19 protein-coding genes are annotated in these 23,516 nt (G+C 70.8%); 12 read left to right on the plus strand and 7 right to left on the minus strand.

Going from position 1 to position 23,516, the window contains the following annotated elements:
• Positions 1-7: 7 nt before the first annotated feature.
• Positions 8-1,048 (minus strand): ribosome small subunit-dependent GTPase A, encoded by a 1,041-nt coding sequence (gene rsgA / locus ABD197_RS05720; RefSeq protein WP_344052491.1) that lies wholly within the window; start codon positions 1,046-1,048, stop codon positions 8-10.
• Positions 1,049-1,063: 15 nt separating this feature from the next.
• Entirely contained in the window at positions 1,064-2,437 is a 1,374-nt protein-coding gene (gene aroA / locus ABD197_RS05725; RefSeq protein ID WP_344052493.1) for a 3-phosphoshikimate 1-carboxyvinyltransferase, read from the minus strand.
• A gap of 66 nt (positions 2,438-2,503) precedes the next feature.
• Between aroA and ABD197_RS05730 the strand changes: the two genes are divergently transcribed.
• Positions 2,504-3,190, plus strand: coding sequence for a sigma-70 family RNA polymerase sigma factor (locus ABD197_RS05730; protein ID WP_344052495.1), 687 nt, complete (start codon positions 2,504-2,506; stop codon positions 3,188-3,190).
• A complete protein-coding gene (locus ABD197_RS05735) occupies positions 3,187-3,429 on the plus strand; it encodes a zf-HC2 domain-containing protein (protein WP_344052497.1) in 243 nt (80 codons plus the stop codon). Before ABD197_RS05730 ends, ABD197_RS05735 begins: the two co-directional genes overlap by 4 nt.
• Before the next feature lie 7 nt (positions 3,430-3,436).
• Here ABD197_RS05735 and ABD197_RS05740 read toward each other — a convergent pair whose 3' ends face one another.
• The gene (locus ABD197_RS05740; RefSeq protein WP_344052500.1) at positions 3,437-4,327 is read right to left on the minus strand and encodes a diacylglycerol kinase; all 891 of its coding nucleotides are present in this window, start codon (positions 4,325-4,327) and stop codon (positions 3,437-3,439) included.
• Complete coding sequence (locus tag ABD197_RS05745; RefSeq protein WP_344052502.1) at positions 4,324-5,961, minus strand: FAD-binding oxidoreductase; 1,638 nt, start codon at positions 5,959-5,961, stop codon at positions 4,324-4,326. The genes ABD197_RS05740 and ABD197_RS05745 overlap by 4 nt, the downstream gene beginning before the upstream one ends.
• Before the next feature lie 34 nt (positions 5,962-5,995).
• Here ABD197_RS05745 and ABD197_RS05750 point away from each other — a divergent pair, with 34 nt between their 5' ends.
• The 3 genes from ABD197_RS05750 to ABD197_RS05760 are packed head-to-tail and all read left to right on the plus strand — an operon-like array spanning position 5,996 to position 9,446.
• Positions 5,996-6,577 (plus strand): TetR/AcrR family transcriptional regulator, encoded by a 582-nt coding sequence (locus tag ABD197_RS05750; protein WP_344052504.1) that lies wholly within the window; start codon positions 5,996-5,998, stop codon positions 6,575-6,577.
• A complete protein-coding gene (locus ABD197_RS05755; protein ID WP_344052506.1) occupies positions 6,574-8,115 on the plus strand; it encodes a glycerol-3-phosphate dehydrogenase/oxidase in 1,542 nt (513 codons plus the stop codon). The genes ABD197_RS05750 and ABD197_RS05755 overlap by 4 nt, the downstream gene beginning before the upstream one ends.
• Before the next feature lie 32 nt (positions 8,116-8,147).
• Positions 8,148-9,446 carry a GNAT family N-acetyltransferase gene (locus tag ABD197_RS05760; RefSeq protein WP_344052508.1) on the plus strand — a complete coding sequence of 433 codons (1,299 nt, stop codon included), beginning with the start codon at positions 8,148-8,150 and terminating at the stop codon, positions 9,444-9,446.
• 48 nt (positions 9,447-9,494) lie between these two features.
• Here the strand turns inward: ABD197_RS05760 and ABD197_RS05765 are convergent, their stop codons facing one another.
• Positions 9,495-13,244: a multifunctional oxoglutarate decarboxylase/oxoglutarate dehydrogenase thiamine pyrophosphate-binding subunit/dihydrolipoyllysine-residue succinyltransferase subunit gene (locus ABD197_RS05765; RefSeq protein WP_344052510.1), complete on the minus strand. Its 3,750-nt coding sequence runs from the start codon at positions 13,242-13,244 to the stop codon at positions 9,495-9,497.
• Between the two features lie 177 nt (positions 13,245-13,421).
• Between ABD197_RS05765 and guaB1 the strand changes: the two genes are divergently transcribed.
• A complete protein-coding gene (guaB1, locus tag ABD197_RS05770; protein ID WP_344052512.1) occupies positions 13,422-14,879 on the plus strand; it encodes a GMP reductase in 1,458 nt (485 codons plus the stop codon).
• Between the two features lie 119 nt (positions 14,880-14,998).
• Here the strand turns inward: guaB1 and ABD197_RS05775 are convergent, their stop codons facing one another.
• Positions 14,999-15,961, minus strand: a complete 963-nt coding sequence (locus tag ABD197_RS05775) for a hypothetical protein (RefSeq protein WP_344052514.1) — start codon at positions 15,959-15,961, stop codon at positions 14,999-15,001.
• 317 nt (positions 15,962-16,278) lie between these two features.
• On the opposite strand from ABD197_RS05775, the gene ABD197_RS05780 reads away from it, so the two are divergent.
• Both ABD197_RS05780 and ABD197_RS05785 read left to right on the plus strand, forming a co-directional pair.
• On the plus strand, positions 16,279-17,610 hold the full coding sequence (locus tag ABD197_RS05780; protein WP_344055800.1) for a hemolysin family protein: 1,332 nt from the start codon (positions 16,279-16,281) through the stop codon (positions 17,608-17,610).
• On the plus strand, positions 17,607-18,662 hold the full coding sequence (locus ABD197_RS05785) for a hemolysin family protein (protein ID WP_344052516.1): 1,056 nt from the start codon (positions 17,607-17,609) through the stop codon (positions 18,660-18,662). Before ABD197_RS05780 ends, ABD197_RS05785 begins: the two co-directional genes overlap by 4 nt.
• 42 nt (positions 18,663-18,704) lie before the next feature.
• Here ABD197_RS05785 and ABD197_RS05790 read toward each other — a convergent pair whose 3' ends face one another.
• Positions 18,705-19,769 carry an NADH:flavin oxidoreductase/NADH oxidase gene (locus ABD197_RS05790; RefSeq protein ID WP_344052518.1) on the minus strand — a complete coding sequence of 355 codons (1,065 nt, stop codon included), beginning with the start codon at positions 19,767-19,769 and terminating at the stop codon, positions 18,705-18,707.
• A 29-nt stretch (positions 19,770-19,798) separates the two neighbouring features.
• Here ABD197_RS05790 and ABD197_RS05795 point away from each other — a divergent pair, with 29 nt between their 5' ends.
• From ABD197_RS05795 to ABD197_RS05810, 4 genes are all read left to right on the plus strand, one after another.
• Positions 19,799-20,641, plus strand: coding sequence for an ADP-dependent NAD(P)H-hydrate dehydratase (locus tag ABD197_RS05795; protein ID WP_344052519.1), 843 nt, complete (start codon positions 19,799-19,801; stop codon positions 20,639-20,641).
• 23 nt (positions 20,642-20,664) lie between these two features.
• Positions 20,665-21,891 (plus strand): hypothetical protein, encoded by a 1,227-nt coding sequence (locus ABD197_RS05800; protein ID WP_344052522.1) that lies wholly within the window; start codon positions 20,665-20,667, stop codon positions 21,889-21,891.
• A 17-nt stretch (positions 21,892-21,908) separates the two neighbouring features.
• Positions 21,909-22,235, plus strand: coding sequence for a thiamine-binding protein (locus tag ABD197_RS05805; RefSeq protein ID WP_344052524.1), 327 nt, complete (start codon positions 21,909-21,911; stop codon positions 22,233-22,235).
• Positions 22,236-22,298: 63 nt separating this feature from the next.
• A complete protein-coding gene (locus ABD197_RS05810; RefSeq protein WP_344052526.1) occupies positions 22,299-23,516 on the plus strand; it encodes an MFS transporter in 1,218 nt (405 codons plus the stop codon).

A 23,516-nucleotide genomic window follows, 5' to 3' on the forward strand; every position in this document is an offset into this window, starting at 1 on the left:
ATGCCGCTCAGGACGATCCGGCGAAGGTGAGCAGCAGTCGCTGAAGCGAGTCCAGGCGCGCTGCACCGTTCGGGCCGAGACGCCCGTCGGCGGCGGCCTCCATGATCGCGCAGTCGGGCGCGTCCGGCAGATGCGTGCACCCGCGGGGGCAGTCCTCGGCGATCAGCGCCAGTTCGGTGAAGGCGCCGAGGATGTGGGCCGGATCCACGTGGCCGAGTCCGAACGAGCGCACGCCGGGGGTGTCGATCACCCAGCCGCTGCCGGCGGCGCCGCGGTAGCGCAGCGAGACCGTCGAGGAAGAGGTGTGGCGCCCGCGACCGGTCACCTCGTTGACGTGCCCGGTGGCCCGCATGGCGCTCGGGACGAGTGCATTCACGAGCGTCGACTTGCCCACGCCGGAGTGGCCGACGAAGACCGTGGCGTGCCCGCTGAGTCGAGCGCCGATGCGCTCGAGCGGCATCTCGTCCTGCCTGCTCGTGAACACCTCGAGATCCAGCCCGTCGAAGTGCTCGAGGAACACCGCCGGATCTGCGAGGTCGGTCTTGGTCACCACGAGCAGGGGTCGGATGCCCGCGTCGAGCGCGGCCACGAGATAGCGATCGACGAGACGTGCACGCGGTTCAGGGTCGGCCGCGGCGACCACGATGAGCATCTGATCCGCGTTCGCGACGATCACCCGCTCCACCTGATCGGTGTCATCCGCCGATCGCCGGAGCAGCGACGTGCGTTCCTCGATACCGACGATGCGGGCGAGCGTCCCCTCGTCGCCGCTGCGGTCGCCGACGATGCGGGCCCGGTCGCCCGTCACGATCGGCATCCGTCGCAGCTCGCGCGCCCGCGTCGCCAGCACGCGCCGCTCGTGCGGGCCGTCCTCGTCCGCGAGCACGGTGTACCGGCCGCGGTCCACCCCCAGCACCCGTGCGACCTCGGCGTCCGCGTGAGCAGGACGACGCTTCGTGCGCGGGCGGTTCGCCTTCGGGTTGGGCCGGGACCGCAGGGTGGTCTCGTCGAACTCCTCGTCGTCGTCGTCGTCGTCGAGCCAGCTCACCGTGCGCCGATCGCCTCAGGACGCAAGGTCGTGTTCGGGTTCGGCGTGGGCTGCGTCGTCGGATCCGGCGAGCATCTCCGCCCACAGCTCAGGGAATTCGGGCATCGTCTTCGCGGTGGTGCCGATGTCGTCGACCTCGACGCCGTCCACGACGAGGCCGATCAACGCGCCGGTCGTCGCCAGACGGTGATCGTGGTGCGCCGGCCAGATCCCGCCGTGCAGGGGACGGGGGACGATGCGGATGCCGTCTTCCAGCTCGTGCGCCTCACCGCCGAGCGCGCGGAGGTTGCCCACGAGCGCCGCGATGCGGTCGGTCTCATGCCCGCGGATGTGTCCGATGCCGTAGAACGTGCTCTCGGAGTCAGCGAACGCGGCGAGGGCGACGAGGGTGGGGGTGAGCTCGCCGACGGCGGAGAGGTCGAGATCGACTCCGGCGATCGCCGGTCCGCCGGTCACCGTGAGGGCACCGCCGCGACGCACCGCTCGCGCGCCCATCAGGGTGAGGATCTCGCTGAGCTGGTGACCCGGCTGCGTCGAATGCGCGGGCCAGCCCGTGACGCCGACGCTTCCCCCGGCGATCATGGCCGCGGCCAGGAACGGGGCCGCGTTGGAGAGATCGGGCTCGATCGCGACGTCCTTCGCGCGCACCGGCCCGGCGGGCACGACCCACTCCCCGGCAGCGGGGCGCTCGACGTGGACACCCCGGTGGGCGAGCGACTCGATCGTCATGTCGATGTGCGGAACGCTCGGCAGGCGCTCCCCGCGATGGATGAGGTGCAGTCCGACGTCGAATCGAGGTGCGGCGAGGAGCAGTCCCGACACGAACTGGCTGGACGCACTCGCATCCACCACCACTTCGCCACCGCGCACGTGCCCGTGACCTCGGACGACGAACGGCAGCGACCAGTGCCCGCCGTCGTCGATGTCGACGCCGACGTCGCGGAGAGCCTTGATCATCGTGCCCATCGGACGGTGCAGCGCGCTCTCGTGGGCGGTGAGGGTGACCTCGCCCTGCGCGAAGCCGGCCAGACCGGCGATGAAGCGCATCACGGTGCCGGCCTGCCCGCAGTCGACGACGCTCGACCCCCGCAGCGGCCAGATCGGCGAGACGACCAGGTCGTCGCCGAAGCGGCCGATGCCGGGTTCGGGGTCGACGCCCACGCCCAGGGCGCGCAGCGCCTCGATCATGCGGACGGAGTCGTCGGAGTGCAGGGGCGCGGTCAGGCGACTGGGTCCGTCGGCCAGGGCGGCCAGGATCAGCTCGCGATTGGTCAGCGATTTCGAGCCGGGCACCGTGATGCTCGCCCGCAGGGGACCGGTCGCCCTCGGCGCGCGCCAGTGATCGGGCGCGGCCGGTGCACGGTCATGGGAATACCGGTCGCCTGTCATCGGGTTCTACCCTACTGAACCGCTGCTGACCGCCGTCAGAAGCGCCGCCGGAGAAACGGGAGTGTGATGATCGCGACCCTCGATCGACCCGACCTCAGCAGCGTCGATCTGCTCGATGTCGGGTGGGATGCCGCCGCCGTAGACTGGCACGCGATGAACGACGAGGCAGAAGCCAAGGGCGCGGCCCGCACCGAGTTCGAGGTGCAGGCGCTTCCTTTCATGGATCAGCTGTACGCGGCGGCGATGCGCATGACGCGAAATCCCGCGGACGCCGCCGATCTGGTGCAGGAGACGTTCGTGAAGGCGTTCGCGTCCTGGGCGACGTTCACACAGGGGACGAACCTCAAGGCGTGGCTGTACCGGATCCTGACCAACACCTACATCAACATCTATCGCAAGAAGCAGCGCGAGCCCTATCAGGGCACGATCGACGAGCTCGAGGACTGGCAGCTCGGCGGGGCCGAGTCGACGACGGCCTCCAGCAGCCGGTCCGCGGAGGCGGAGGCGATCGACCACATGCCGGCGTCCGTGGTCAAGGACGCCCTCCAGGCGATCCCGGAGGATTTCCGGCTGGCGGTGTACCTCGCGGACGTCGAGGGGTTCGCCTACCAGGAGATCGCCGACATCATGAAGACACCGATCGGCACGGTCATGAGCCGCCTGCATCGTGGCAGGCGCATGCTTCGTGAGCTGCTGGCGGATTATGCGGCCGAGCGCGGGATCAGCGCGGCCGCCACAGGGAGTGGGAAATGACCGATTGCGGATGTGAGAAGGCGCAGCGCGAGCTCGAGGAGTACCTGCGGCACGAGGTCTGCAAGACCTCGGCGAAGGACATCGCCGAGCACTTGGAGAACTGCCCCGGCTGTCAGGACGAGGCGCTGGTCGCGCGAACGCTTACCGAGGTCGTGGCGCGTGCGTGCAAGGAGTCCGCGCCGGAAGAGCTGCGCGATCAGGTCCTCGCGCGGCTGCGGGCCGTTCAGGCCACGCACTGATCCGGCATCACTCGCCCGGCACGAAGACCCTCAGCGCACCCGGGACGGCCGCCACGGTCACCGGCAGTGCTCCGATCGGGTCGCCGTCCGCGTACGCGGTGATTCCGGGGGCGTCCAGCCGGATGCGACGCCCTCGGTAGGTCTCGACCTCGGGACGCTGCACGTGGGTTCCGCGGTAGACGGTCGGGAGCAGTCGGAGGAGCCGCAGGCGTCCCGCCGGGCGGACGACCGTCACATCGAGCAGTCCGTCGCCGGCGTCCGCGTCGGGACAGATCGGGATGCGGCCCCCGTACGAGCGGGTGTTCCCGACGCTCGCCATCACGAACGGGCCCTCGATCCTCCGGCCGTCCACCTCGATCGCATAGGGCGTGGGGGCGAGGAAGAGGAACTCGATCAGGATGGCGATGTTGTAGCGCATGTCGCCGCGCGGCCAGCGCATGCGGTTGGCGCGGTCGTTCACGCGCGAATCGAATCCGCTCGCGAGGACGGTCGCGTAGAACCGATCCTCGCCGCCGGCCCGTTCGACGCGCGCGACGTCCATCCGCGTCGTCCGCCCGGCGGAGATCACGTCGGCGGCCCTCACGGGGTCGAGCTCGGGGATGCCGAGGTGCGCCGCGAAGTCGTTCCCGGTCCCCGCCGGAATGATTCCGAGGGGGATGTCCGTCCCGATCAGATGGGGCAGGGCGAGGGCGACGGTCCCGTCCCCGCCCGCGACGACGAGCGCATCCGTGCCGAGCCGGACGGCGGTCCGGATCAGGGCGGATGATTCCGCGGCGCTTCCGCCGCTGATCTCCGTGACGGTGTGGCCGAGCTCGCGCAATCGCGAGATCGCCCGCGCCGCCGCGTGCGTGTGCGCTCCGGAGCGGGCGGCCGGGTTCACGACGAGGGCGATCCTCACGGGACGAGCGCCCCCGGATTCATGATGCCGCGCGGATCCAGCGTCGCCTTGACCGACCGGAGGACCGCGACGCCGAGATCGCCGATCTCCGCCGGCAGATGGGCGCGGTGATCGCGTCCCACGGCGTGATGGTGGGTGATCGTGCCGCCCGCAGTCCCGATCGCCCGGGACGCGGCATCCTTCGCCCGTATCCACTGCCCGACCGGGTCGGCGGTGAGCGCCGCGACCACGGTGAAGTACAGCGACGCGCCCGCGGGATACACGTGCGAGATGTGGCACATCACGATCGGCTTGGTGCCGTCGCCGGCGAGGGTCTCCGTGAGCGCCGCCGTGACGGCCGCCTTGAGAACGGGGAGATTCGCCCATGTCGTCGCCGTCTCGAGCGTCTCGGCCAGGACACCGACGTCCAGCAGGGTGTCGCGCAGTGCGGGTGAGGCGAAGCGGCCGCGCTCCCACGACCGGGCGGGATCTTCGCCCCGGGCGATCGCACCGTGGCGACGCAACAGCTCATCGGTGCTTCGGCGGGTCTGCTCGGCTTCGTCGGCATCGCGGCCCTCGAACGTCGCGACGGCCAGCGCCCCGCGGGCGCGCAGCAGATGACCGCCCATGAGCGCGTTCACGCGCGTCTCGGACTCGTCGCTCAGCCGGAGGACGGTGGGGCGGATGCCAGATTGGGTGAGCTCGCGCAGCGCCGAGGCTCCGGTCGCGAAGTCGGGAAAGGTCCACGCTCCGTAGGTCGTGGCGGCCGGCACCGGGCGGATGCGCACGGTGACTTCGGTCAGGACGCCGAAAGCACCTTCGGAGCCGAGGAAGAGCTCGCGCAGATCAGGACCCGCGGCGCTGGAGGGCGCGCGGCCCAGTGCGAGCTCGCCGACCGGTGTCGCGACGCGCAGTGCGTGGACGAGCTCGTCGAACCGACCGTATCCACGGGAGGCCTGCCCGCTCGAGCGGGTCGCGGCGTACCCGCCGATCGAGGCGTACTCGAAGCTCTGCGGGAAGTGCCCGAGGGTGAAGCCGCGGGCGTTCAGCAGCTCTTCCGCCTGCGGTCCGGTCGTTCCCGCTCCGAGTGTCGCCAGGAACGAGGTCCGATCGAGCGACAGCAGCCCCGCGGTGCGGATGAGGTCGAGCGCGATGACGACGTCGTGCGCGCCGGAATCGGGTTGGACGCCGCCCACGACGCTCGTCCCGCCGCCGAACGGCACCACGGCGATGCCGTGCGCGTCGCATGCGGCGAGCACGGAGAGCACCTCGGCGTGGGAAGCGGGCGAGAGCACGGCGTCCGGGGCGTTCTGGGGGTCGTCGAGGCGACGGGCGAGGAGATCCGGTGTGCTCTTGCCGCCGAGGTGGAGGGCGCGGGCGGCGTCGTCGCGCGTCGCGTACTCCTCGCCGACGATCGCGATCAGCGCGCGCAGGCGATCCTCGTCGATGCGGGAGGGGGTCAGCCGGGGCGCCGGGCGCCGGGGGATCGGGTGCGGCTTGCCGCGGAGGACCGTCGCGAGCAATGTCTTCGCGCCCGGCGGCAGGGCCGCCGTCGTGCCCCCCCACGCGTCCCACGCGGAGCGCGGACGCGGAGTGGGAACGGCGATCGGTTCGGCCGCGGGTGAGGTCGGAGCGCGGGGCGTCTTCGCATCCATCGCGACAGTATGACACATTATGTATGGTTGTCACATGGCGCAATCGGCGACGGACACCCGAACGGTGCTGCTGGATGCCGCCCTTGCGGAACTCCTCGCGCACGGGGTCCGGCGCACGACGGCATCCGACATCGCGCGTCGCGCCGCGGTGTCGCGGCAGACCCTGTACCGGTACTGGCCGGACGTGCAGAGTCTCCTGGCCGAGCTCGTCACCCGCGAGCTGTTCGCGGTGGTACCGCGCGAGGAAACCGCCGCGTCGCTGCCCGACCTGGTGGACGACATGGTGCGCACCGCGGAGCGGATCCGCGATCTTCCGCTCGTGCAGCGCCTGCGCGCGACCGATCCCGAGCTGTTCGCCCGGTACGTGTTCGAGCGTCTCGGCACGAGTCAGCGCGGGATCCAGCGCGAGCTCGCGCGGCGCATCGGCACGGGCCAGGCGGACGGGTTCGTGCGTGCGGGCGACCCCGATCGACTCGCGGCGTTCGTGCTCCTGATCGCCCAGTCCGCCGTCCAGTCGGCTTCGCTGATCGCGGAATGGGTCTCCCCGGCGCAGTGGCGCGAAGAGCTGGCCGCTGCGCTCACGGGTTACCTGGTTCCGCGTGGGGACGAGCCGTGACGCGTATCGTGGGTCGCTTCGCCCACCCGACCGCCCTGAACGCCGCCCGCCGTGCCCGTGACCTCGCGTGGCTCGCGGACGATCCGGAGATCGACGTGCTGGTCGTCGGCGGGGGGATCACCGGCGCCGGCATCGCGCTGGACGCGGCCAGCCGGGGACTGCGGACGGTGCTCGTCGAGCGCGCCGACCTCGCGCACGGCACGAGCCGGTGGAGCTCGAAGCTCGTCCACGGCGGGCTGCGCTACCTCGCTTCGGGGCAGCTCGCGATCGCGCACGAGAGCGCCGCGGAACGTCACTTGCTCATGACGCGCATCGCCCCGCATCTCACCCGGCCCCTCGCCCAGGTGCTGCCGCTGTATGCTCCGGGGCACGTCGCGCGCGGCGCCTACATCGGTGTCGGATATGCGCTCGGAGACGGGTTGCGCCGCGTGGTCGGAACGCCCGACGCCGTGCTCTCGCACCCGGCCGCGATCGACCGCGACACGGTGCTGCGCCTGACGCCGGCGGTACGGTCCGAACTCCTGCGCGGCGGGGTTCGCGGCTGGGACGGGCAGCTGTTCGACGACGCGCGGCTCGTGATCGCCGTCGCCCGCACGGCCGCGGGGTTCGGCGCGCGCGTTCTGACGCGCGTCGAGGCTGTCCGCGTGCACGGTGACGGCGCGGTGCTGCGCGACGCCCTGACCGGCACGGAGGTGACGGTCCGCGCGCGTGCGGTGCTGAACGCCGGCGGCGTGTGGGCGGGGGAGCTGCAGTCGGACGTGCACCTGCGACCGAGCCGCGGCACGCACCTCGTCGTGGAGACGTCGCGGCTGGGGGGTGCGGATGCCGCGCTGACCGTACCCGTCGCCGGTTCGCGGAGCCGTTTCGTGTTCACCGTGCCCGCCCCGCATGGCCGCACGTACATCGGGCTGACCGATGTCCCCGCCGATGGGCCTCTTCCGGACGTGCCGCAGGCGACGGATGCCGAGATCGACATGCTCCTGGACACCGTCAACGCGGTCCTCGCCGATCCGCTGCGTCGGTCCGACGTCGTCGGCACGTTCGCCGGGCTCCGGCCGCTGCTGACGGCCGGACACGAGCAGCACACCGAGACGAGCGACCTGTCCCGGCGGCACGCGATCCTCGAGTCGGCGGACGGCGTGCTCACGGTCGTCGGGGGCAAGCTCACCACCTACCGCCGGATGGCTCAGGACGGCGTCGATGCGGCGATCGCCCGTCGCTTCGCACGCGGTGAGGCGCCGGCATCCCGCACCGCGTCTCTGCCCCTCGTGGGCGCGTGGCCGCGCGCCCGGTCGGCCGAGATCTCGGCCGCGCCGCGCCTGGTGCGACGGTACGGCGCCGAGGCGCCCTTCGTCGCCGCGCTCGCCGACGGGCCTGCCGCCGCTCGCGGGGTCACGGCGCAGGAGCTGCGCTGGGGGGTCCTCGTCGAGGGTGCCCTCACGGCCGACGACCTGCTCGATCGGCGCACGCGGCTGGGTCTGGTGGCCGAAGACCGGGCCGCGTCGATGGATGCCGCAGAGGCCGCGCTCGACTCCTGACGGGTGTCTGAGGATCGGGCTAGGGTGAGCGGATGTCCCTGTGGAAGAACGCCCCCATCGACTCCCGAGCCCACGCCGCGGTCGCGGCGAACGGGCTTGACTACCGCGTGATCGACACCGCCGACCGAGCCGAGTTCGATCCCTATCTGCAGGCCGAGATGCGCGGGTTCCTCGCCGGCGAGCAGACGGACGAGCAGATCGGCGGCGCGCGAGACGGGCTCTCCTTCCGACGGTTCATCGGGGTGTACGACCCCGCGTCGGCGCACCCCGAGCAGCCGGTTGGCACGGTCAACTCCTGGGTGACCGATGTGACGCTGCCGGGCGGGCGGACGCTGCCGATGTGGGCCGTGAGCGGTGTGACGGTCGCCCCCACGCATCGGCGGAAGGGCATCGCCCGGGCGATGCTCGAGGGCGAGCTGCGCACGGCAGCCGACGCCGGGCTCGCGATCGCCGGGCTCACCGTATCCGAGGCGACGATCTACGGCCGCTTCGGATTCTCCCCGGCCACGTACGCGACCGACTGGAGGATCGACACGCGCCGGGCCGCCTGGGTCGGCCCGCGGCCGGACGGTCGGCTGGATTTCGTCAGCCGCGAGCGGCTCCGCGACGAACTCGCCGATCTGCACGGACGCATCCGCACCGCGCGCCCCGGTGAGATCGAGGCGTGGCCGGGGCTGTGGCGGCGCATGTCGGGTCTCGTGCCCGGACAGCAGGATGCCCAGAAGCTCCGCGCCGTCCGTTACGCCGACCCGGCGGGCGCCACCCGCGGGCTCGTGGTCTACCGCCTCGCGGACGAGGGCGAGGACTTCACCAAGCACGAGCTGCAGGTGCACTACCTGCTCAGCGAGACGGCCGATGCGTACGCGGCGCTGTGGCGATTCGTGCTCGAGCACGATCTGGTGAGCGTCGTGCAGGCCTCGCTGCGCAGCGTGGACGAGCCGGTGCGCTGGATGATCGCCGATCAGCGCGGGGCTCATGTCACCACGAGCGAGCACGGCTGGCTTCGGATCCTCGACGTGCCGACCGTGCTGGGCGCGCGCACGTACGCGTGCGCGGCGTCGCTCACGCTGCGGGTGACGGACCCGCTGGGCTTCGCCGACGGCACCTGGACGCTCGAGATCGACGGTGAGGGTGCGCCCACGGTGCGTCCGACGGATGCCGAGCCCGACGTGACCCTGAGCGTGAACGCCCTGTCGTCGCTGGTCCTCGGGGGCGTGCGCGCGTCCGTGCTGAGCGCGGCAGGCCTCCTCGCTGCGGAGCCGCACTCGGCGGTGGCGATGGATCGGGCCTTCGCGTCGGTGGACACCCCGTTCCTCAGCCTCTGGTACTGACACGACGAGCGGGGCACCGGAATCCGGCGCCCCGCTCGTCGTCGGACGTCAGAGGGTGAGGGCCTTGTTCAGGATCGCCGCCTGCTCGACCGCGTGCACCTTCGGCGAACCCGTCGCCGTCGAGGCCGCCGATGCGCGCGAGATCCGACGGATCGTCCGGCCGTGCAGGTGCTTGACGACCTCGAGCGCGATGAACGGCCAGGCGCCCTGGTTCTCGGGCTCGTCCTGCACCCAGTACAGCTCCGCGTCCGGATACGTGTCCAGGACCGCGTTGAGCTCCTCGATCGGTGCCGGGTAGTACTGCTCCAGGCGCACGAGGGCGATCTCCGGGTTCGGGTTCTTCTCCAATTCCGCCTTCAGATCCCAGTGGATCTTGCCGGCGTGCAGAAGGACGCGCTTGACGGACGCGCGGTCCAGGTTCCGGTCGTCGTCCAGCACCGGTTCGAAACGTCCGCCGAGGAAGTCCTCGACCGGGCTCGTGGCTCCCCGCAGGCGCAGCATCGCCTTGGGCGTGAAGACGATGAGCGGCCGGCGCGGGCGGGCGTACGCCTGACGGCGCAGCAGGTGGAAGTACGACGCGGGCGTGGACGGCCGGGCGACCGTCATGTTGTCCTGCGCGCACATCTGCAGGTAGCGCTCGATGCGCGCCGACGAGTGGTCGGGTCCCTGGCCCTCGTAGCCGTGGGGGAGCAGGAGCACGACGCTGGACTGCTGGCCCCATTTCTGCTCGGCCGAGGAGATGAACTCGTCCAGCACCGACTGCGCGCCGTTGACGAAGTCGCCGAACTGCGCCTCCCAGAGCACGAGTGCGTCTGCGCGCTCGACCGAGTAGCCGTACTCGAACGCGAGGGCGGCGTACTCGCTCAGCAGCGAGTCATAGACCCAGAACCGGCCTTGGTTCTCGCCGAGGTTCGTCAGCGGGATCCATTCCTGCCCGTTCGCGCGGTCGTGCAGGACCGAGTGGCGCTGCACGAACGTGCCGCGGCGGGAGTCCTGCCCGGCGAGGCGGACGGCCGTGCCCTCCACGAGCAGTGAGCCGAACGCGAGGAGTTCGGAGAAGCCCCAGTCGATTCCGCCGTTGCGGCTCATGTCCAGCCGCTTCTCGAGGAGCTGCTGGAGCTTGGCGTGCACCGTGAAGCCTTCCGGCTTGTTCACGAACGCGTCGCCGATCATGTGCACGATCTCGCGAGAGACCCCCGTCGTCTCCGGAGCCCCGACCGCCTGCTCGACCGCCGTGTCCTCGACGACCTGATTCGTTCCGGTCTCTGCCGCGTGCGTCTCGGCGAAGGCGATCTCCAGGCCGTTCTGGAAGTCGCGCTTGGCTTGCTCGTACTCCTCTTCGGTGATGTCGCCGCGACCGACGAGCGCCTCGACGTACAGGCGCCGGACCGAGCGCTTCGCCTCGATGAGGTTCGTCATGAGGGGCTGCGTCATCGAGGGGTCGTCCCCCTCGTTGTGGCCGCGTCGGCGGTAGCAGACCAGGTCGATCACGACGTCGCGGTGGAAGCGCTGGCGGTACGCGAACGCGATCTGCGACACGCGGACCACGGCCTCCGGGTCGTCGCCGTTCACATGGAAGATCGGCGCCTGGATCGTCTTGGCGACATCCGTCGCGTACACCGAGGTGCGCGCGTCCTGCGGCACGGTGGTGAAGCCCACCTGGTTGTTCACGACCACGTGGATCGTGCCGCCCGTGCGGTACCCGCGCAGCTGCGACATCTGCAGCGTCTCGACGACCACGCCCTGCCCTGCGAACGCCGCGTCGCCGTGGACGAGGATCGGGAGCCAGGCGAACGTGCCGATGGGCTTGCGGTCCTGCTTGGCGCGGACGATGCCCTCGAGCACGCCGTCGACGGTCTCGAGGTGCGAGGGGTTCGCGGCGAGGTAGACCGGCAGCTCTTCGCCGCGGTCGTCCACGAACGTGCCCTCGGTGCCGAGGTGGTACTTCACGTCTCCGGAACCGCTCTTGCTGCCGACGGCGACCGAGCCCTCGAATTCGCGGAAGACCTGTCCGTAGGTCTTGCCGGCGATGTTGGTCAGCACGTTCAGACGACCGCGGTGGGCCATTCCGATCGCGGCACCGTCCAGCCCGGCCTCGGCCGCGCCCTGCAGGATCTCGTCCAGGAGCGGGATGAGGGATTCGCCGCCCTCGAGGCTGAACCGCTTCTGGCCGACGTACTTCGTCTGCAGGAACGTCTCGAACGCCTCGGCCTCGTTGAGCTTGCTGAGGATGCGGAGCTGCTCGTCGTGGCCGGGCTTCTGGTACTTCAGCTCGACGTTCTCCTGGAACCACTGACGCTGCGTCGGGTCCTGGATGTGCATGTACTCGATGCCGATCGTGCGGCAGTAGGAGTCGCGCAGCACCCCGAGGATGTCACGGAGCTTCATCTGGCGCTTGCCGCCGAATCCGCCGGTGACGAATTCGCGGTCGAGGTCCCAGAACGTCAGTCCGTGGTTCTCGATCTCGAGGTCGGGGTGCGTGCGCTGCACGTACTCGAGCGGATCGATGTCGGCCATCAGGTGACCGCGGACCCGGAACGAATTGATGAGCTCCTGCACGCGAGCGGTCTTGTCCACGCGCTCGGCGAGGTCGACGTTGATGTCGCTGCCCCAGTGGATCGGGGCGTACGGGATGCGGAGCGCGGCGAAGATGTCCTCGTAGAAGTTGCGCTGGCCGATGAGGAGCTCGTGCACCTTCTTCAGGAACTCGCCGGAGCCCGCACCCTGGATGACGCGGTGGTCGTACGTGCTCGTCAGCGTGATCGTCTTGCCGATCGCGAGCTCGTTGAGGGTCTTCTCGCTCGCCCCCTGGAACTCGGCCGGGTACTCCAGGGCACCGGCACCGACGATGCAGCCCTGCCCCTTCATCAGACGCGGGACGGAATGGACCGTGCCGATGCCACCGGGGTTGGTCAGCGAGATCGTCGTCCCCTGGAAGTCCGCGGCGGTGAGCTTGTTGTTCCGGGCGCGCGTGACGAGGTCCTCGTACGAGGCCAGGTACTCGTTGAACGTGAGCGTGTCGGCGCGCTTCAGGCTCGGCACGAGGAGCGCGCGCGTCCCGTCCGGCTTGGGCAGGTCGATCGCGATGCCGAGGTTGATGTGCGCGGGTGCGACGACCGACGGCTTGCCGTCGATCTCGGCGTAGAAGACATTCTGACTCGGGAACTCCTTGAGAGCGCGGATGAGCGCCCACCCGATCAGGTGCGTGAAACTCACCTTGCCGCCGCGGGTGCGCGACATGTGGTTGTTGATCACGATGCGGTTGTCGATCATCAGCTTGGCCGGGATCGTCCGCACGCTCGTGGCGGTCGGGACGGTCAGCGACTCGTCCATGTTGACCGCGAGCGTCTTGGTCATGCCCTTGAGGACGGTGACCTTGTCTTCTTCCGAGTTCGCCGCTCCCGCGGACGGCGCCGCGGTCGGCGCCTGGGCCGGGATCGGCTGGCGGGCCGCGGGACGTGCCGTCGTCCGGGCGACCGGCTGACTTCCGACGACAGGGATCGGGGCCGTCACCGGGTGGGCGTCGCTCGGGGCGGCGCCCTCCGAGCGGGTCTGGGTGGGCGGGGCCGACGGGGCGGCCGCTGCCGGCTGCGTCGTGGATGCCGCCGGCGCGGGGGGAGCGGCATCCGGTGCCGGCGTCCCGTCCGCGGGCCGGTAGGCCTCGAGGATCGGCCACCAGGCCTTGTCTACTGAGTTCTTGTCGGCCGTGTACTGCTCGTAGAGTTCTTCGACGAGCCACTCATTGGCTCCGAACTCGCCTTCGCTCGACACCCCGACGCCCGTGACCTGGCTCGACACGCTCGATCGCCCGCTTTCGTGAAGTTCGTGGGAGCGCGCGGCACCCGATTCAGCGGCATCCGCGCACGACTGTCAAGCCTAACCCCATCGTGGCCGGCGCCGCCGGGACGAAGCCGGTTGTGATACGCAGGATCGGGCATCGTTATGCCCGCGGAAAGAATCACTAATCTGGCCAGCATGGAGTTCTACGGCGAGAAGCCCGATGTCGATCTGACCTACTCCGATGTCTTCCTGGTGCCGCGGCACTCCGACGTCACCAGTCGCCTGGACGTCGACCTGGCGCCGAACGACGGCACGCCGGCGACGATCCCGCTCGTCTCCGCGAACATGAACTCCGTCACGGGCGCGCGCCTGGCAGCGACCCTCGCTCGTCGCGGCGGGCTCGGGGTGCTGCCGCAGGACATGCCGCTGCAGGAGCTCGACGCGGCGATCCGCTGGGTGAAGGACCAGCCGGTGCGCTGGGACACGCCGCTGGTGCTGCCGGGGGATGCGACCGTGGCGGATGCCGCGCGCCTGTTGCCCGCCACCGAGGGCCACGGCATCGTCGTCGCCGACACCACAGGCAAGCGCCTGCACATCGACGACGTGCAGGGGATCGTCCCGGCCATCCGGCTCGGATCGGCGCTGCCGGACGCGCGCTTGGGAGATCTCGTCCGCGGACGGACGGCATCCCTCGACGCCGACGACGTGGAGAGCGCCCGGCACGCGTTCGACCTGCTCGTCGCCGCGGATGCCGAGACCGTCTGCGTCCTGCACCACGGCTTCGTCGTGGGGACGCTGTCGCGCCGCAGCGCGCTGCGCTCGACGCTGTACCGACCGGCCGTCGACGGGTCGGGGCGCCTGGGTGTCGCCGCGGCGGTCGGCATCAACGGCGATGTGGCGGCGAAGGCGCAGGCGCTGGCCGCCGCCGGTGTCGACGTGCTCGTCGTCGACACGGCCCACGGGCACCAGGACGGCATGCTCCGGGCGCTGCGCACCGTCGCCGACCTCGATCTCGGCATCCCGATCGCCGCGGGCAACATCGTGACCGCCGACGGCGTGCAGGACCTCGTCCGCGCCGGCGCGACGATCCTCAAGGTCGGCGTGGGTCCGGGCGCGATGTGCACGACCCGCATGATGACCGCCGTCGGCCGCCCGCAGTTCTCCGCCGTGCTCGAGACGGCGGAGGCCGCGCGCGTGCTCGGCGCGCACGTCTGGGCCGACGGGGGCGTCCGCTACCCCCGGGACGTCGCCCTCGCGCTCGCGGCGGGAGCGGCATCCGTCATGATCGGCTCGTGGTTCGCCGGGACGATCGAGGCTCCGGGCGAGCTCCTGGTCGATGAGGCGGGGCGCGCCTACAAGGAGTCCTGGGGCATGGCATCGACCAAGGCCGTGCACGGCCGGTTCGGCCGGCTGGATCCATACGAGCTCGCCCGCAAGGAGCTGTTCGCCGAGGGCATCTCGTCGTCCAAGATCTATCTGGATCCGCTGCGGCCGGGGCTGGAGGATCTGCTCGACATGATCACCTCGGGCGTGCGGTCCTCGTTCACGTACGCCGGCGCTTCCTCGGTCGCCGAGTTCCGCGAGCGTGCCCGCGTCGGTCTGCAGTCCGCCGCCGGGTACGAGGAGGGCAAGGCGCTCCCGGTCTCCTGGTAGTGCTCTCCCTCCCGCCCGCCCGCCATCCTCCCGCAGATTGGCGACACCTTCCTGCGATGGCGATTCAGTTTTCGTAGGGCCACCGCAGGCATCTGGCGCCATCGATCGCGGACGAACGCTCAACGCCCCGGGCGGGGCATGACGCTCGGCAGGCCGGCGCGCGTCAGGATGTCCCACAGCTGTGCCGGCCGTTGCAGCTGGGGAGTGCGCCACCGGGAAACTCGGCGCACGATGCGCCGCAGCGCGTCCTCGCGATCCTTCTCCTCGATCAGGGCCTGCGCGGGGGTTCGTCCGCGCAGGATCGCCGCGTCGATGTACTTCCCGACTCCGTCGAACTCGCCCACGTGGTCCCACTCCTGCCAGAAGAAGTCGGTGCGCACGATCCGCCCATCGGGCAGGACGAATGGATGCTGCAGCTCCGGTGACGGGAAACCCAGCGCATCGATCACGATCCGGCTCTGCGACTCGCGCACACTGTCCGAGTCCGCGGAGGCGAATTCCGCCATGCGGCGCGCACGCACCTCGCCGCGTCCGCGGTACTCATCCGCTCCCGCACGCAGTTCGCCCAGGCTGAGCAGTGGGCCGCCTGTCCGCCGGGACCAGAGGGCTCGGTCAGCGACGACGACGCCCATGGTGAACGAATGTGCCGCCGCCATGTCGAGGATCGTCTGGCCGGGCGTGGTTATCCAATGGTCGCCCCAGGCTGTGACCTGCACACGCGCCATGTCCCGGGTGTGCCGCCGCAGGTTGCCGGTCGTGCGTCCGCCGCTCGTCCGCTCCACGCTGACATCGACGCGGTCGCCGGCGTCGCCGAGCATGTCGATGCCCCAGAGCGCGCACGCCGCCGCGTGCGAGAAGACCGTGCCGCGCGATGTCCGACTCGCGGCTTCCCAGACGCGCTGCGCGTGCTGATCGATCGGCTTCAGAACCGACCACGTCGAGCTCGTGACGAAAGACCCGGGTGCGACGCGGATGAGTTCGCCTCGCTCGATCCGGCGGGCGAGCCGCCGTTCGTTGACTCCGTCGATCGACTCGCGCCGTCGGTAGACGCGGTCCAGCGGGGGCTCGAGAAGGTTCGTCATCCGTGAATCCTCGGCGACGGTGATCTGCGCGGTGCCATGATCCACGCATGTGTGGATGGCGCCGGTTCGCCCGACACCTGGGGAGGAGCTGGGGATGCCGCGCCGAGCCGCCATGGTCGGATCCCCGTTCGGCGCCACATCTCTGCGATGGCGGCTGAGGTTTCATAGGGCCATCGCAGTTCGGTGTAGCCAACGTGCGAATCGGAATCGCGGGCGTCGACGGGGAGTGCCTGCCGTAGACTGGGCGGCACGATGGACGACCCCCCCAGTAGACGCTCGCCCCACTGCCGCGCCTCCCGAGAAGGGGGTGATGCGTGATGGATTACGTCATGCTCGGCGTGGGGCTCCTGCTCACGGTCGGCACCGGTCTCTTCGTCGCCAGCGAGTTCGCGCTGGTCAACCTCGATCGCGCCGATCTGGAAGCGCGACGGGATGCCGGTGAATCGCGTCTCTCGCTGACGATCAGCGCTCTGCGCATCACCTCGACGCACCTCTCCAGCGCGCAGCTCGGCATCACTCTGACCACGCTCCTGACCGGTTATGCGATGGAGCCGGCGATCTCGAACCTGCTCCGACCCGTGTTCACCGCATGGGGCATGCCCCCGAGCCTCGTCTCGCCGCTCGCGGTGATCATCGCGATCACGATCGCGACCGTGCTGTCGATGATCCTCGGCGAGCTCGTGCCGAAGAACTTCGCACTCGCGATCCCGCGGCAGACCGCCAAGCTCGTCATGCCCTTCCAGGTCGCGTTCACGACGGTGTTCCGTCCCGCGATCGTCGTCCTCAACGGCAGCGCGAACGGCGTGCTGCGGATGATCGGGATCGAGCCGAAGGAGGAGCTCTCGGGCGCACGCACCGCCGAGGAGCTGTCGAGCCTCGTCCGCCGGTCGGCTTCGGCCGGCGTGCTCGAGGAGGACACGGCCACTCTGCTGAACCGCAGCCTCACGTTCGCCCGGCTGAGCGCCGCCGACGTGATGACGCCGCGGCCCAGCATCCACGCGCTCTCCGTCGAGGATTCCGCCGACGACGTGATCCAGCTCGCCCGCCGCACCGGCCACAGCCGGTTCCCCGTGTATGACGAGTCGATGGACGACATCACCGGCATCGTGCACCTGAAGGCCGCCGTCGGCGTCCCGCGCGGGCGCCGGGCCGACGTCCCCGCCGCGGCGCTCGCGACGGAACCGCTGCGCGTGCCCGAAGCCGTGCACCTGGACACCCTCGTCGCCGAGCTCCGTGCCCGCGGTTACCAGATGGCGATCGTCGTGGACGAGTACGGCGGCACCGCCGGCGTCGTCACCCTCGAGGACCTCGTGGAGGAGATCGTGGGCGAAGTGCTCGACGAGCACGACCGCCGCCGCGCGGGCATCGTGCGCACCGACACGTCGGTCACCTTCCCCGGCGATCTCCGACCCGATGAGGTGCTCGATCGCACCGGCATCCGCATTCCCGAAGGCGACGTGTACGACACCGTGGGCGGCTACATCATGAGCGTGCTCGAGCGCATCCCGGTCGTCGGCGACCGGGTCGAGGTGGAGGACGGGACGCTGGACGTGCAGCGCATGGACGGCCGGCGCATCGACCGCGTCCGCTTCACGCACACCCCGACCGCGGACCAGCGCGAGGCGGCCGAGGCGGGTGAGCGCTCATGAGCGACTGGGCAGGCATCGCGTGGCTGTTCGTGCTGCTGGCGTTCAACGCGTTCTTCGTCGGCGCGGAGTTCGCCGTCATCTCGGCGCGCCGTTCGCAGATCGAACCGCTTGCCGAGAAGGGTTCGCGCGCCGCGAAGACCGCGCTGTACGCGATGGAGCACGCCACGCTCATGCTCGCGACGAGCCAGCTGGGCATCACGATCTGCTCGCTGCTGATCCTGAACGTCTCGGAGCCGGCGATCCACCACCTGCTCGCGGAGCCGCTCGGACTCACCGGGCTCGCCGAGGGCACCGTCGACGTCATCGCGTTCGTCGTCGCTCTCCTGCTCGTGTCGTACCTGCACGTCGTCTTCGGTGAGATGGTGCCGAAGAACCTCGCGTTCTCCGTGCCGGACCGTGCCGTGCTGATGCTCGCGACCCCGCTCGTCTGGGTCTCCCGGCTGTTCCACCCGGTGATCGTGTCGCTCAACTGGATCGCCAACCACATCGTTCGGCTGTTCCGCGTCGAGCCGAAGGACGAGGCCGCGTCGACCTTCACGCTCGAGGAGGTCACCACGATCGTGAACCAGTCGCGCATCGAGGGCATCCTCGACGACTCGGCCGGAACGGTGTCGGCGGCGCTGGAGTTCACCGACAAGAAGGCGAGCGACATCGCGGTGCCGCTCAGCCAGCTCGTGACCCTGCCCGAGACGGTCACCCCGGCGACGATCGAGAAGGCGGTCGCGCGGTACGGCTTCTCGCGGTACGTGATCGTGGATGCCGAGCAGTCGCCGGTCGGGTACGTCCACTTGAAGGACATCCTGCGTGCGGCGGAGGGGCCGGACGCGCCGGAGGACGTGGCGCGGTCGATTCCGAGCAAGCGCATCCACCAGATGGTTCCCGTGCTCGAGACGACCGACCTCGAGGACGCGCTCGCGCTCATGCGACGCGCGGGGCGCCACCTCGCGCGCGTGCGGGACACGGAGGGGCGGACCACCGGCGTGCTGTTCCTCGAGGACATCATCGAGGAGCTCATCGGCGAAGTGCAGGACGCGACGCGCCGCCGCGCATGAGCGCAGAGCCATCGACGCGCCGCCGCGCGTGAGCGCGGAGATTCAGGGGCGGGCGCGGAGGTACTGGGCGGGCCAGTAGTCGATCTGTTCGCCCAGTTCGGTCGACGCGCGCAGGGCGAAGTGCGGGTCGCGCAGCCACTCGCGCGCGGCCAGGACCGCGTCGGCGTCCCCGGCCTGCAGGATCTCTTCGGCCTGCGTGCCCGAGGTGATCAGGCCCACGGCGCCGACCGGCACGCCGGCACCGGCCCGCACGGCGGACGCGAAGGGCACCTGATAACCGGGTCCGATCACGACCTCCTGGTGCGCGGCGAGTCCGCCGCTGGAGATGTCGGAGAAATGCGCGCCGTGCTCGGCCGCCCAGCCCGCGACCTCGGTCGTCTCGGGAACGTCCCAGCCGCCCTGCGCCCAGTCGGATGCCGAGAACCTCACCAGCAGCGCGACGCCGGGCGCGGCATCCCGAACCGCGTCGACCACGCGCAGCAGCAGGCGTGCCCGGTTCTGCAGCGACCCGCCGTACTCGTCGTCGCGCACGTTCGACAGCGGGGAGAGGAACTGGTGCAGCAGGTATCCGTGAGCGGCGTGGACCTCGATCACCTCGAAGCCGGCCTCGACGGCACGTGCGGCGGCGGCGGCGAAGTCGGAGACGACCCGATCGATCTGCTCGGCATCCATCGCCGCCGGCTCGGCATACCGGCCGAACGCGATCGCCGACGGCGCGAGGGTCGGCCACCCGCCCTCGGTCTCGGGCACCGAACCGCGGTGCCCCGAGAACGGCGACCAGGTCGAGGCCTTGCGGCCGGCGTGACTCAGCTGGATGCCGGCGAGGGCGCCACGCGCGCGGATCGCCGTCGCGATCGGGGCCCATGCGTCGCGCTGGGCGTCGTTCCACAATCCGACGTCCTCGGGCGAGATCCGGCCCTCGGGGGATACGGCCGTCGCCTCGGCGATCACGATTCCGGCGCCGCCGGACGCGAACTGCGCGAGGTGCGTGTGGTGCCACTCCTGCGGCACGCCGTCGATCGCGCTGTACTGGCACATCGGCGCGACCCAGAGTCGGTTGCGCGCCGTGACGGGCCCGATGGTCAGGGGTGAGAACAGGATGCTCATCGATCGACTCCCGAGGGTAGGGTGACGCCATGCTCGGACAGGACAGGCCCGCACCGTGGACGAGGGCGGACGCCGCGCGCGTCCTGCGAAGGCCAACCGACGAGGACGACAAGTATTCCCGCGGGGTCCTCGGCGTCCGCACCGGCTCCGAGCGCTATCCGGGAGCCGCGGTCCTCGGCGTGGAGGCAGCGTGGCGCACCGGGATCGGCATGGTCCGATATCTCGGCCCCGACCGGCCGACCGCGCTCGTGCTGCAGCGTCGCCCCGAGACGGTGGCCGCGGCCGGTCGCGTGCAGGCGTGGCTCATCGGCTCGGGAACCGACGCGGGTGACAGATCGGATGCCGAGACGGAGGCGCTCGCGGAGATCCTGGCGGGTGCGGAGCCGGTCGTCGTCGATGCGGGTGCCTTGGACCTCGTCGGACCGTCTCGTGCCCCGCGGGTGATCACCCCGCACGACCGGGAGCACGCGCGCCTGCGGGCGCGGCTCGGATTCGGGCCGGAGAAGGGCCGGACGGATGCCGAGCGAGCGGCATCCGCTCTGCAGACGGCGGCGGCGCTCGGCGCGGCGGTCGTGCTCAAGGGCGCGGTCACGATCGTGGCCGCGCCGGATGGCTGGGTGCGCTCCGTCCAGGTGGGCACGCCGTGGCTCGCGACGGCCGGCACGGGCGATGTGCTCGCCGGCGCGATCGGCGCCGTGATCGCCGGGGCGGAACCGGGCACGACACCGGCCGCGGCCGCGGCGACGGGGGTCTGGCTGCACGGTCGCGCAGCGAGCCTCGCCGCCGGCCGTCTCGGGCCTGCGGGCGGTCCGATCACGGCGCTCGATGTCGCCGAGGCGCTTCCGTACGCGGTGGCCGAGACGTCGTCCTGACGCGGCGACCGTAGAATCGTCGCGTGTCCAGACGCGCGATGCTGTGGATCGCGTTCCTCGCGGTCCACGTCCTGGTCGCCGTTCTCGGCTTCACGCAGCCGAACCAGCCGATGGGCGACGTCTACAACGTCTACGAGCCGTGGTCGACGGTGGCCCTTCAGGGGCGGGGGATCGTCGGGATCACCGAGGCGTGGGTCTATCCGCAGCTCGCCCTCATCCCGATGCTGCTCGCTCATGCCCTCGCGTGGATCGCCGGCTACGAGGTCGCCTGGGCGATCCTCGTCACGGTGTGCGACGCGCTCGCCTTCGCGCTGCTGGTGGGGTCGGCGCGCTCCCGCGGCAGGGTCTTGGCCGCCTGGTTCTGGCTGGCCTTCATCGCGCTCCTCGGCCCGGTGGGGATGTACCGGCTCGACGGCATCACGGTGCCGCTCGCGATCACCGGATGTCTGTGGCTCGTCGGCCGCCCGCTGCTCGGCTCGATCCTGCTCGCGGTGGGCACCTGGATCAAGGTGTGGCCCGCCGCGCTCCTGGCCGCCGCGCTCATCGCCGTCCGCCGGCGGCTCGCGATCATCGGCGGGGCGGTCCTGGTCTCGGCGCTCACGCTCGGTGCGGTGGTCGCCGCGGGCGGTCTGCCGTACGCGTTCGGCTTCGTCACCGATCAGACGGGGCGCGGTCTGCAGCTGGAGGCGCCGGTGAGCGCGTGGTACCTCTGGCGCGCCGTGCTCGGCATCCCCGGCTCGTACATCTACTACGCCCGCGACATCCTGACGTTCCAGGTGATGGGCCCGGCCGAGCAGGCCGTTTCGGCGGCGATGACGCCGCTCCTGGTGATCGCCGTTCTCGCGATCGCCGGGCTCGGGCTGTACAAAGCGCAGCGGGGAGCCGGCTTCGTGCGGCTGTTCTCGCCCCTCGCGCTCGCGCTCGTGCTCGCGTTCATCGTGTTCAACAAGGTCGGTTCGCCCCAGTACATGACCTGGTTCATCGCGCCGCTCGTGGTGGGCCTCGTGATCGATCGTGATCGGTGGCGGCGACCGGCGCTGGTGGGCCTCGTGATCGCTGCGGTCACTCAGGTCGTCTACCCGCTGCTGTACAACGAGCTCTTGAACGCCCAGGTCCTTCCGGCCGTCCTGCTGACCCTGCGCAACCTGCTGCTGGTGGTGCTGCTCGTCTGGGCGGTCGTGATCCTCGCACGCGTGCGCGTTCCCGCTGTCCGCTCCGCCCGCCTGTCCGTCCGCGCACTGGACGCCTGAACAACCCGGAGGTCCATGTGATCGTCGCCTTCTCCGTCGCTCCGAGCGGCGCCCCGGCGGATGCCGCCACCGACGCGCCGGACGGGTCGGTGCACGATGCCGTCGCGGCGGCCGTGCGGGTCGTGCGCGCCTCCGGCCTGCCGAATCGCACGAGCTCGATGTTCACCGAGATCGAGGGGGAGTGGGACGAGGTCTTCGCCGTGGTCAAGGCCGCCACCGAGGCCGTGCTGCCGTTCGGCTCGCGGGTCTCTCTCGTGCTCAAGGCGGACATCCGGCCCGGATGGACCGGCGAGATCGACGGCAAGGTCGCGCGTCTGGAGCGCGCGCTCGACGACGGGATCTGAGTCGCACATCTCGCCCTCTCGAATCGATTCGACTCCCTGCGTCCGCCCGGCTACCATGACCGGGTGACTCCCTCGAACTCTCCGAGGGGTGCGGCGAAGTGGGCGCTCCTCTCCCTCGCCGTCGGCAGCTTCGGCATCGGCATGACCGAATTCGTCGTGATGGGCCTTCTGCCGGACATCGCGGCCGACGTCCTCACGCCCGCGTGGACCGCCGACCAGGCCGACGCGATCGCACAGGCCGGCTGGCTGATCACCCTCTACGCCCTCGGAGTCGTCGTGGGCGCTCCACTGATCGCCGGTTCGGTGGCCCGCTTCCCGCGGCACCGGGTGATGGTGGCGCTCGCCCTTGCGCTCACGGTGTTCAACGCGCTCACGATCGTGCTCCCGACCTTCGAACTCATCGCCGCCTCGCGCTTCCTGGCGGGCCTCCCGCACGGCGCATATTTCGGAATCGGCGCGCTCGTCGCCGCCGACGTGCTCGGCCCCGGCAACCGGGCGAAGGGCGTCGCTTTCGTCCTCACCGGGCTCACCCTCGCGAACGTCATCGGCGTGCCGCTCGGCACGTTCCTGGGCCAGCTCGCAGGCTGGCGCGTCGCCTTCATGCTCGTCGCGGGGATCTTCGCCGCCGCGACGGTGCTCATCGCCCTGTTCGTCCCCCCGCACCCGGGCGAACCCGGCCGCACGCTCCGTTCCGAACTCGGCGTCTTCCGCACGGTGCAGGTGTGGCTCGCCCTCGGCATCGGAGCGATCGGGTTCGGCGGCTTCTTCGCGATCTACAGCTACGTCGCCCCGCTCGTGACGCAGATCGCCGGGTCGCCGGCCTGGGTCGTCCCGATCGTCCTCGTGCTGATGGGTCTCGGCATGACCCTCGGCAACCTCGTCGGCGGGCATCTCGCCGACATCGACCTCAAGCGCACCCTCGTGGGCGGGCTGATCGGGCTGGCTCTGGTCCTGGTCCTCCTCGCACTGACCGCGCAGTGGATCCTCGCCCTCGGGTTCTTCGTCTTCGCGACGGGATTCGTCTCGTCCGTGCTGAGCCCCACGATCCAGACCCGTCTGATGGACGTCGCGGGCGACAACCAGTCGATCGCCGCCGCTCTGAACCATTCGGCGCTCAACATCGGCAACGCACTGGGCGCGTTCCTCGGCGGCGCGGTGATCGCGGCCGGCTTCGGCTACATCGCGCCGGCCTGGGTCGGCGTCGCGCTCGCTCTCGCCGGCCTGGTGATCGCGCTCGTCAGCCTGCGCCTGGAACGCGTGCGTCGAACCGTCGCGGTCTGA

Origin of the sequence: Microbacterium lacus (assembly GCF_039531105.1) — a bacterium.
Lineage (GTDB): Bacteria > Actinomycetota > Actinomycetes > Actinomycetales > Microbacteriaceae > Microbacterium > Microbacterium lacus.

Excerpts from the sequence above, each read along its gene's own strand:
- guaB1 (WP_344052512.1), top strand. The coding sequence starts at position 13,422 with ATGGAGTTCTACGGCGAGAAGCCCGATGTCGATCTGACCTACTCCGAT.
- ABD197_RS05730 (WP_344052495.1), top strand. The coding sequence starts at position 2,504 with ATGATCGCGACCCTCGATCGACCCGACCTCAGCAGCGTCGATCTGCTC.
- ABD197_RS05745 (WP_344052502.1), bottom strand. The coding sequence starts at position 5,961 with ATGGATGCGAAGACGCCCCGCGCTCCGACCTCACCCGCGGCCGAACCG.
- ABD197_RS05760 (WP_344052508.1), top strand. The coding sequence starts at position 8,148 with ATGTCCCTGTGGAAGAACGCCCCCATCGACTCCCGAGCCCACGCCGCG.
- ABD197_RS05735 (WP_344052497.1), top strand. The coding sequence starts at position 3,187 with ATGACCGATTGCGGATGTGAGAAGGCGCAGCGCGAGCTCGAGGAGTAC.
- aroA (WP_344052493.1), bottom strand. The coding sequence starts at position 2,437 with ATGACAGGCGACCGGTATTCCCATGACCGTGCACCGGCCGCGCCCGAT.
- ABD197_RS05750 (WP_344052504.1), top strand. The coding sequence starts at position 5,996 with ATGGCGCAATCGGCGACGGACACCCGAACGGTGCTGCTGGATGCCGCC.
- ABD197_RS05775 (WP_344052514.1), bottom strand. The coding sequence starts at position 15,961 with ATGACGAACCTTCTCGAGCCCCCGCTGGACCGCGTCTACCGACGGCGC.
- ABD197_RS05780 (WP_344055800.1), top strand. The coding sequence starts at position 16,279 with ATGGATTACGTCATGCTCGGCGTGGGGCTCCTGCTCACGGTCGGCACC.
- ABD197_RS05790 (WP_344052518.1), bottom strand. The coding sequence starts at position 19,769 with ATGAGCATCCTGTTCTCACCCCTGACCATCGGGCCCGTCACGGCGCGC.
- ABD197_RS05795 (WP_344052519.1), top strand. The coding sequence starts at position 19,799 with ATGCTCGGACAGGACAGGCCCGCACCGTGGACGAGGGCGGACGCCGCG.
- ABD197_RS05785 (WP_344052516.1), top strand. The coding sequence starts at position 17,607 with ATGAGCGACTGGGCAGGCATCGCGTGGCTGTTCGTGCTGCTGGCGTTC.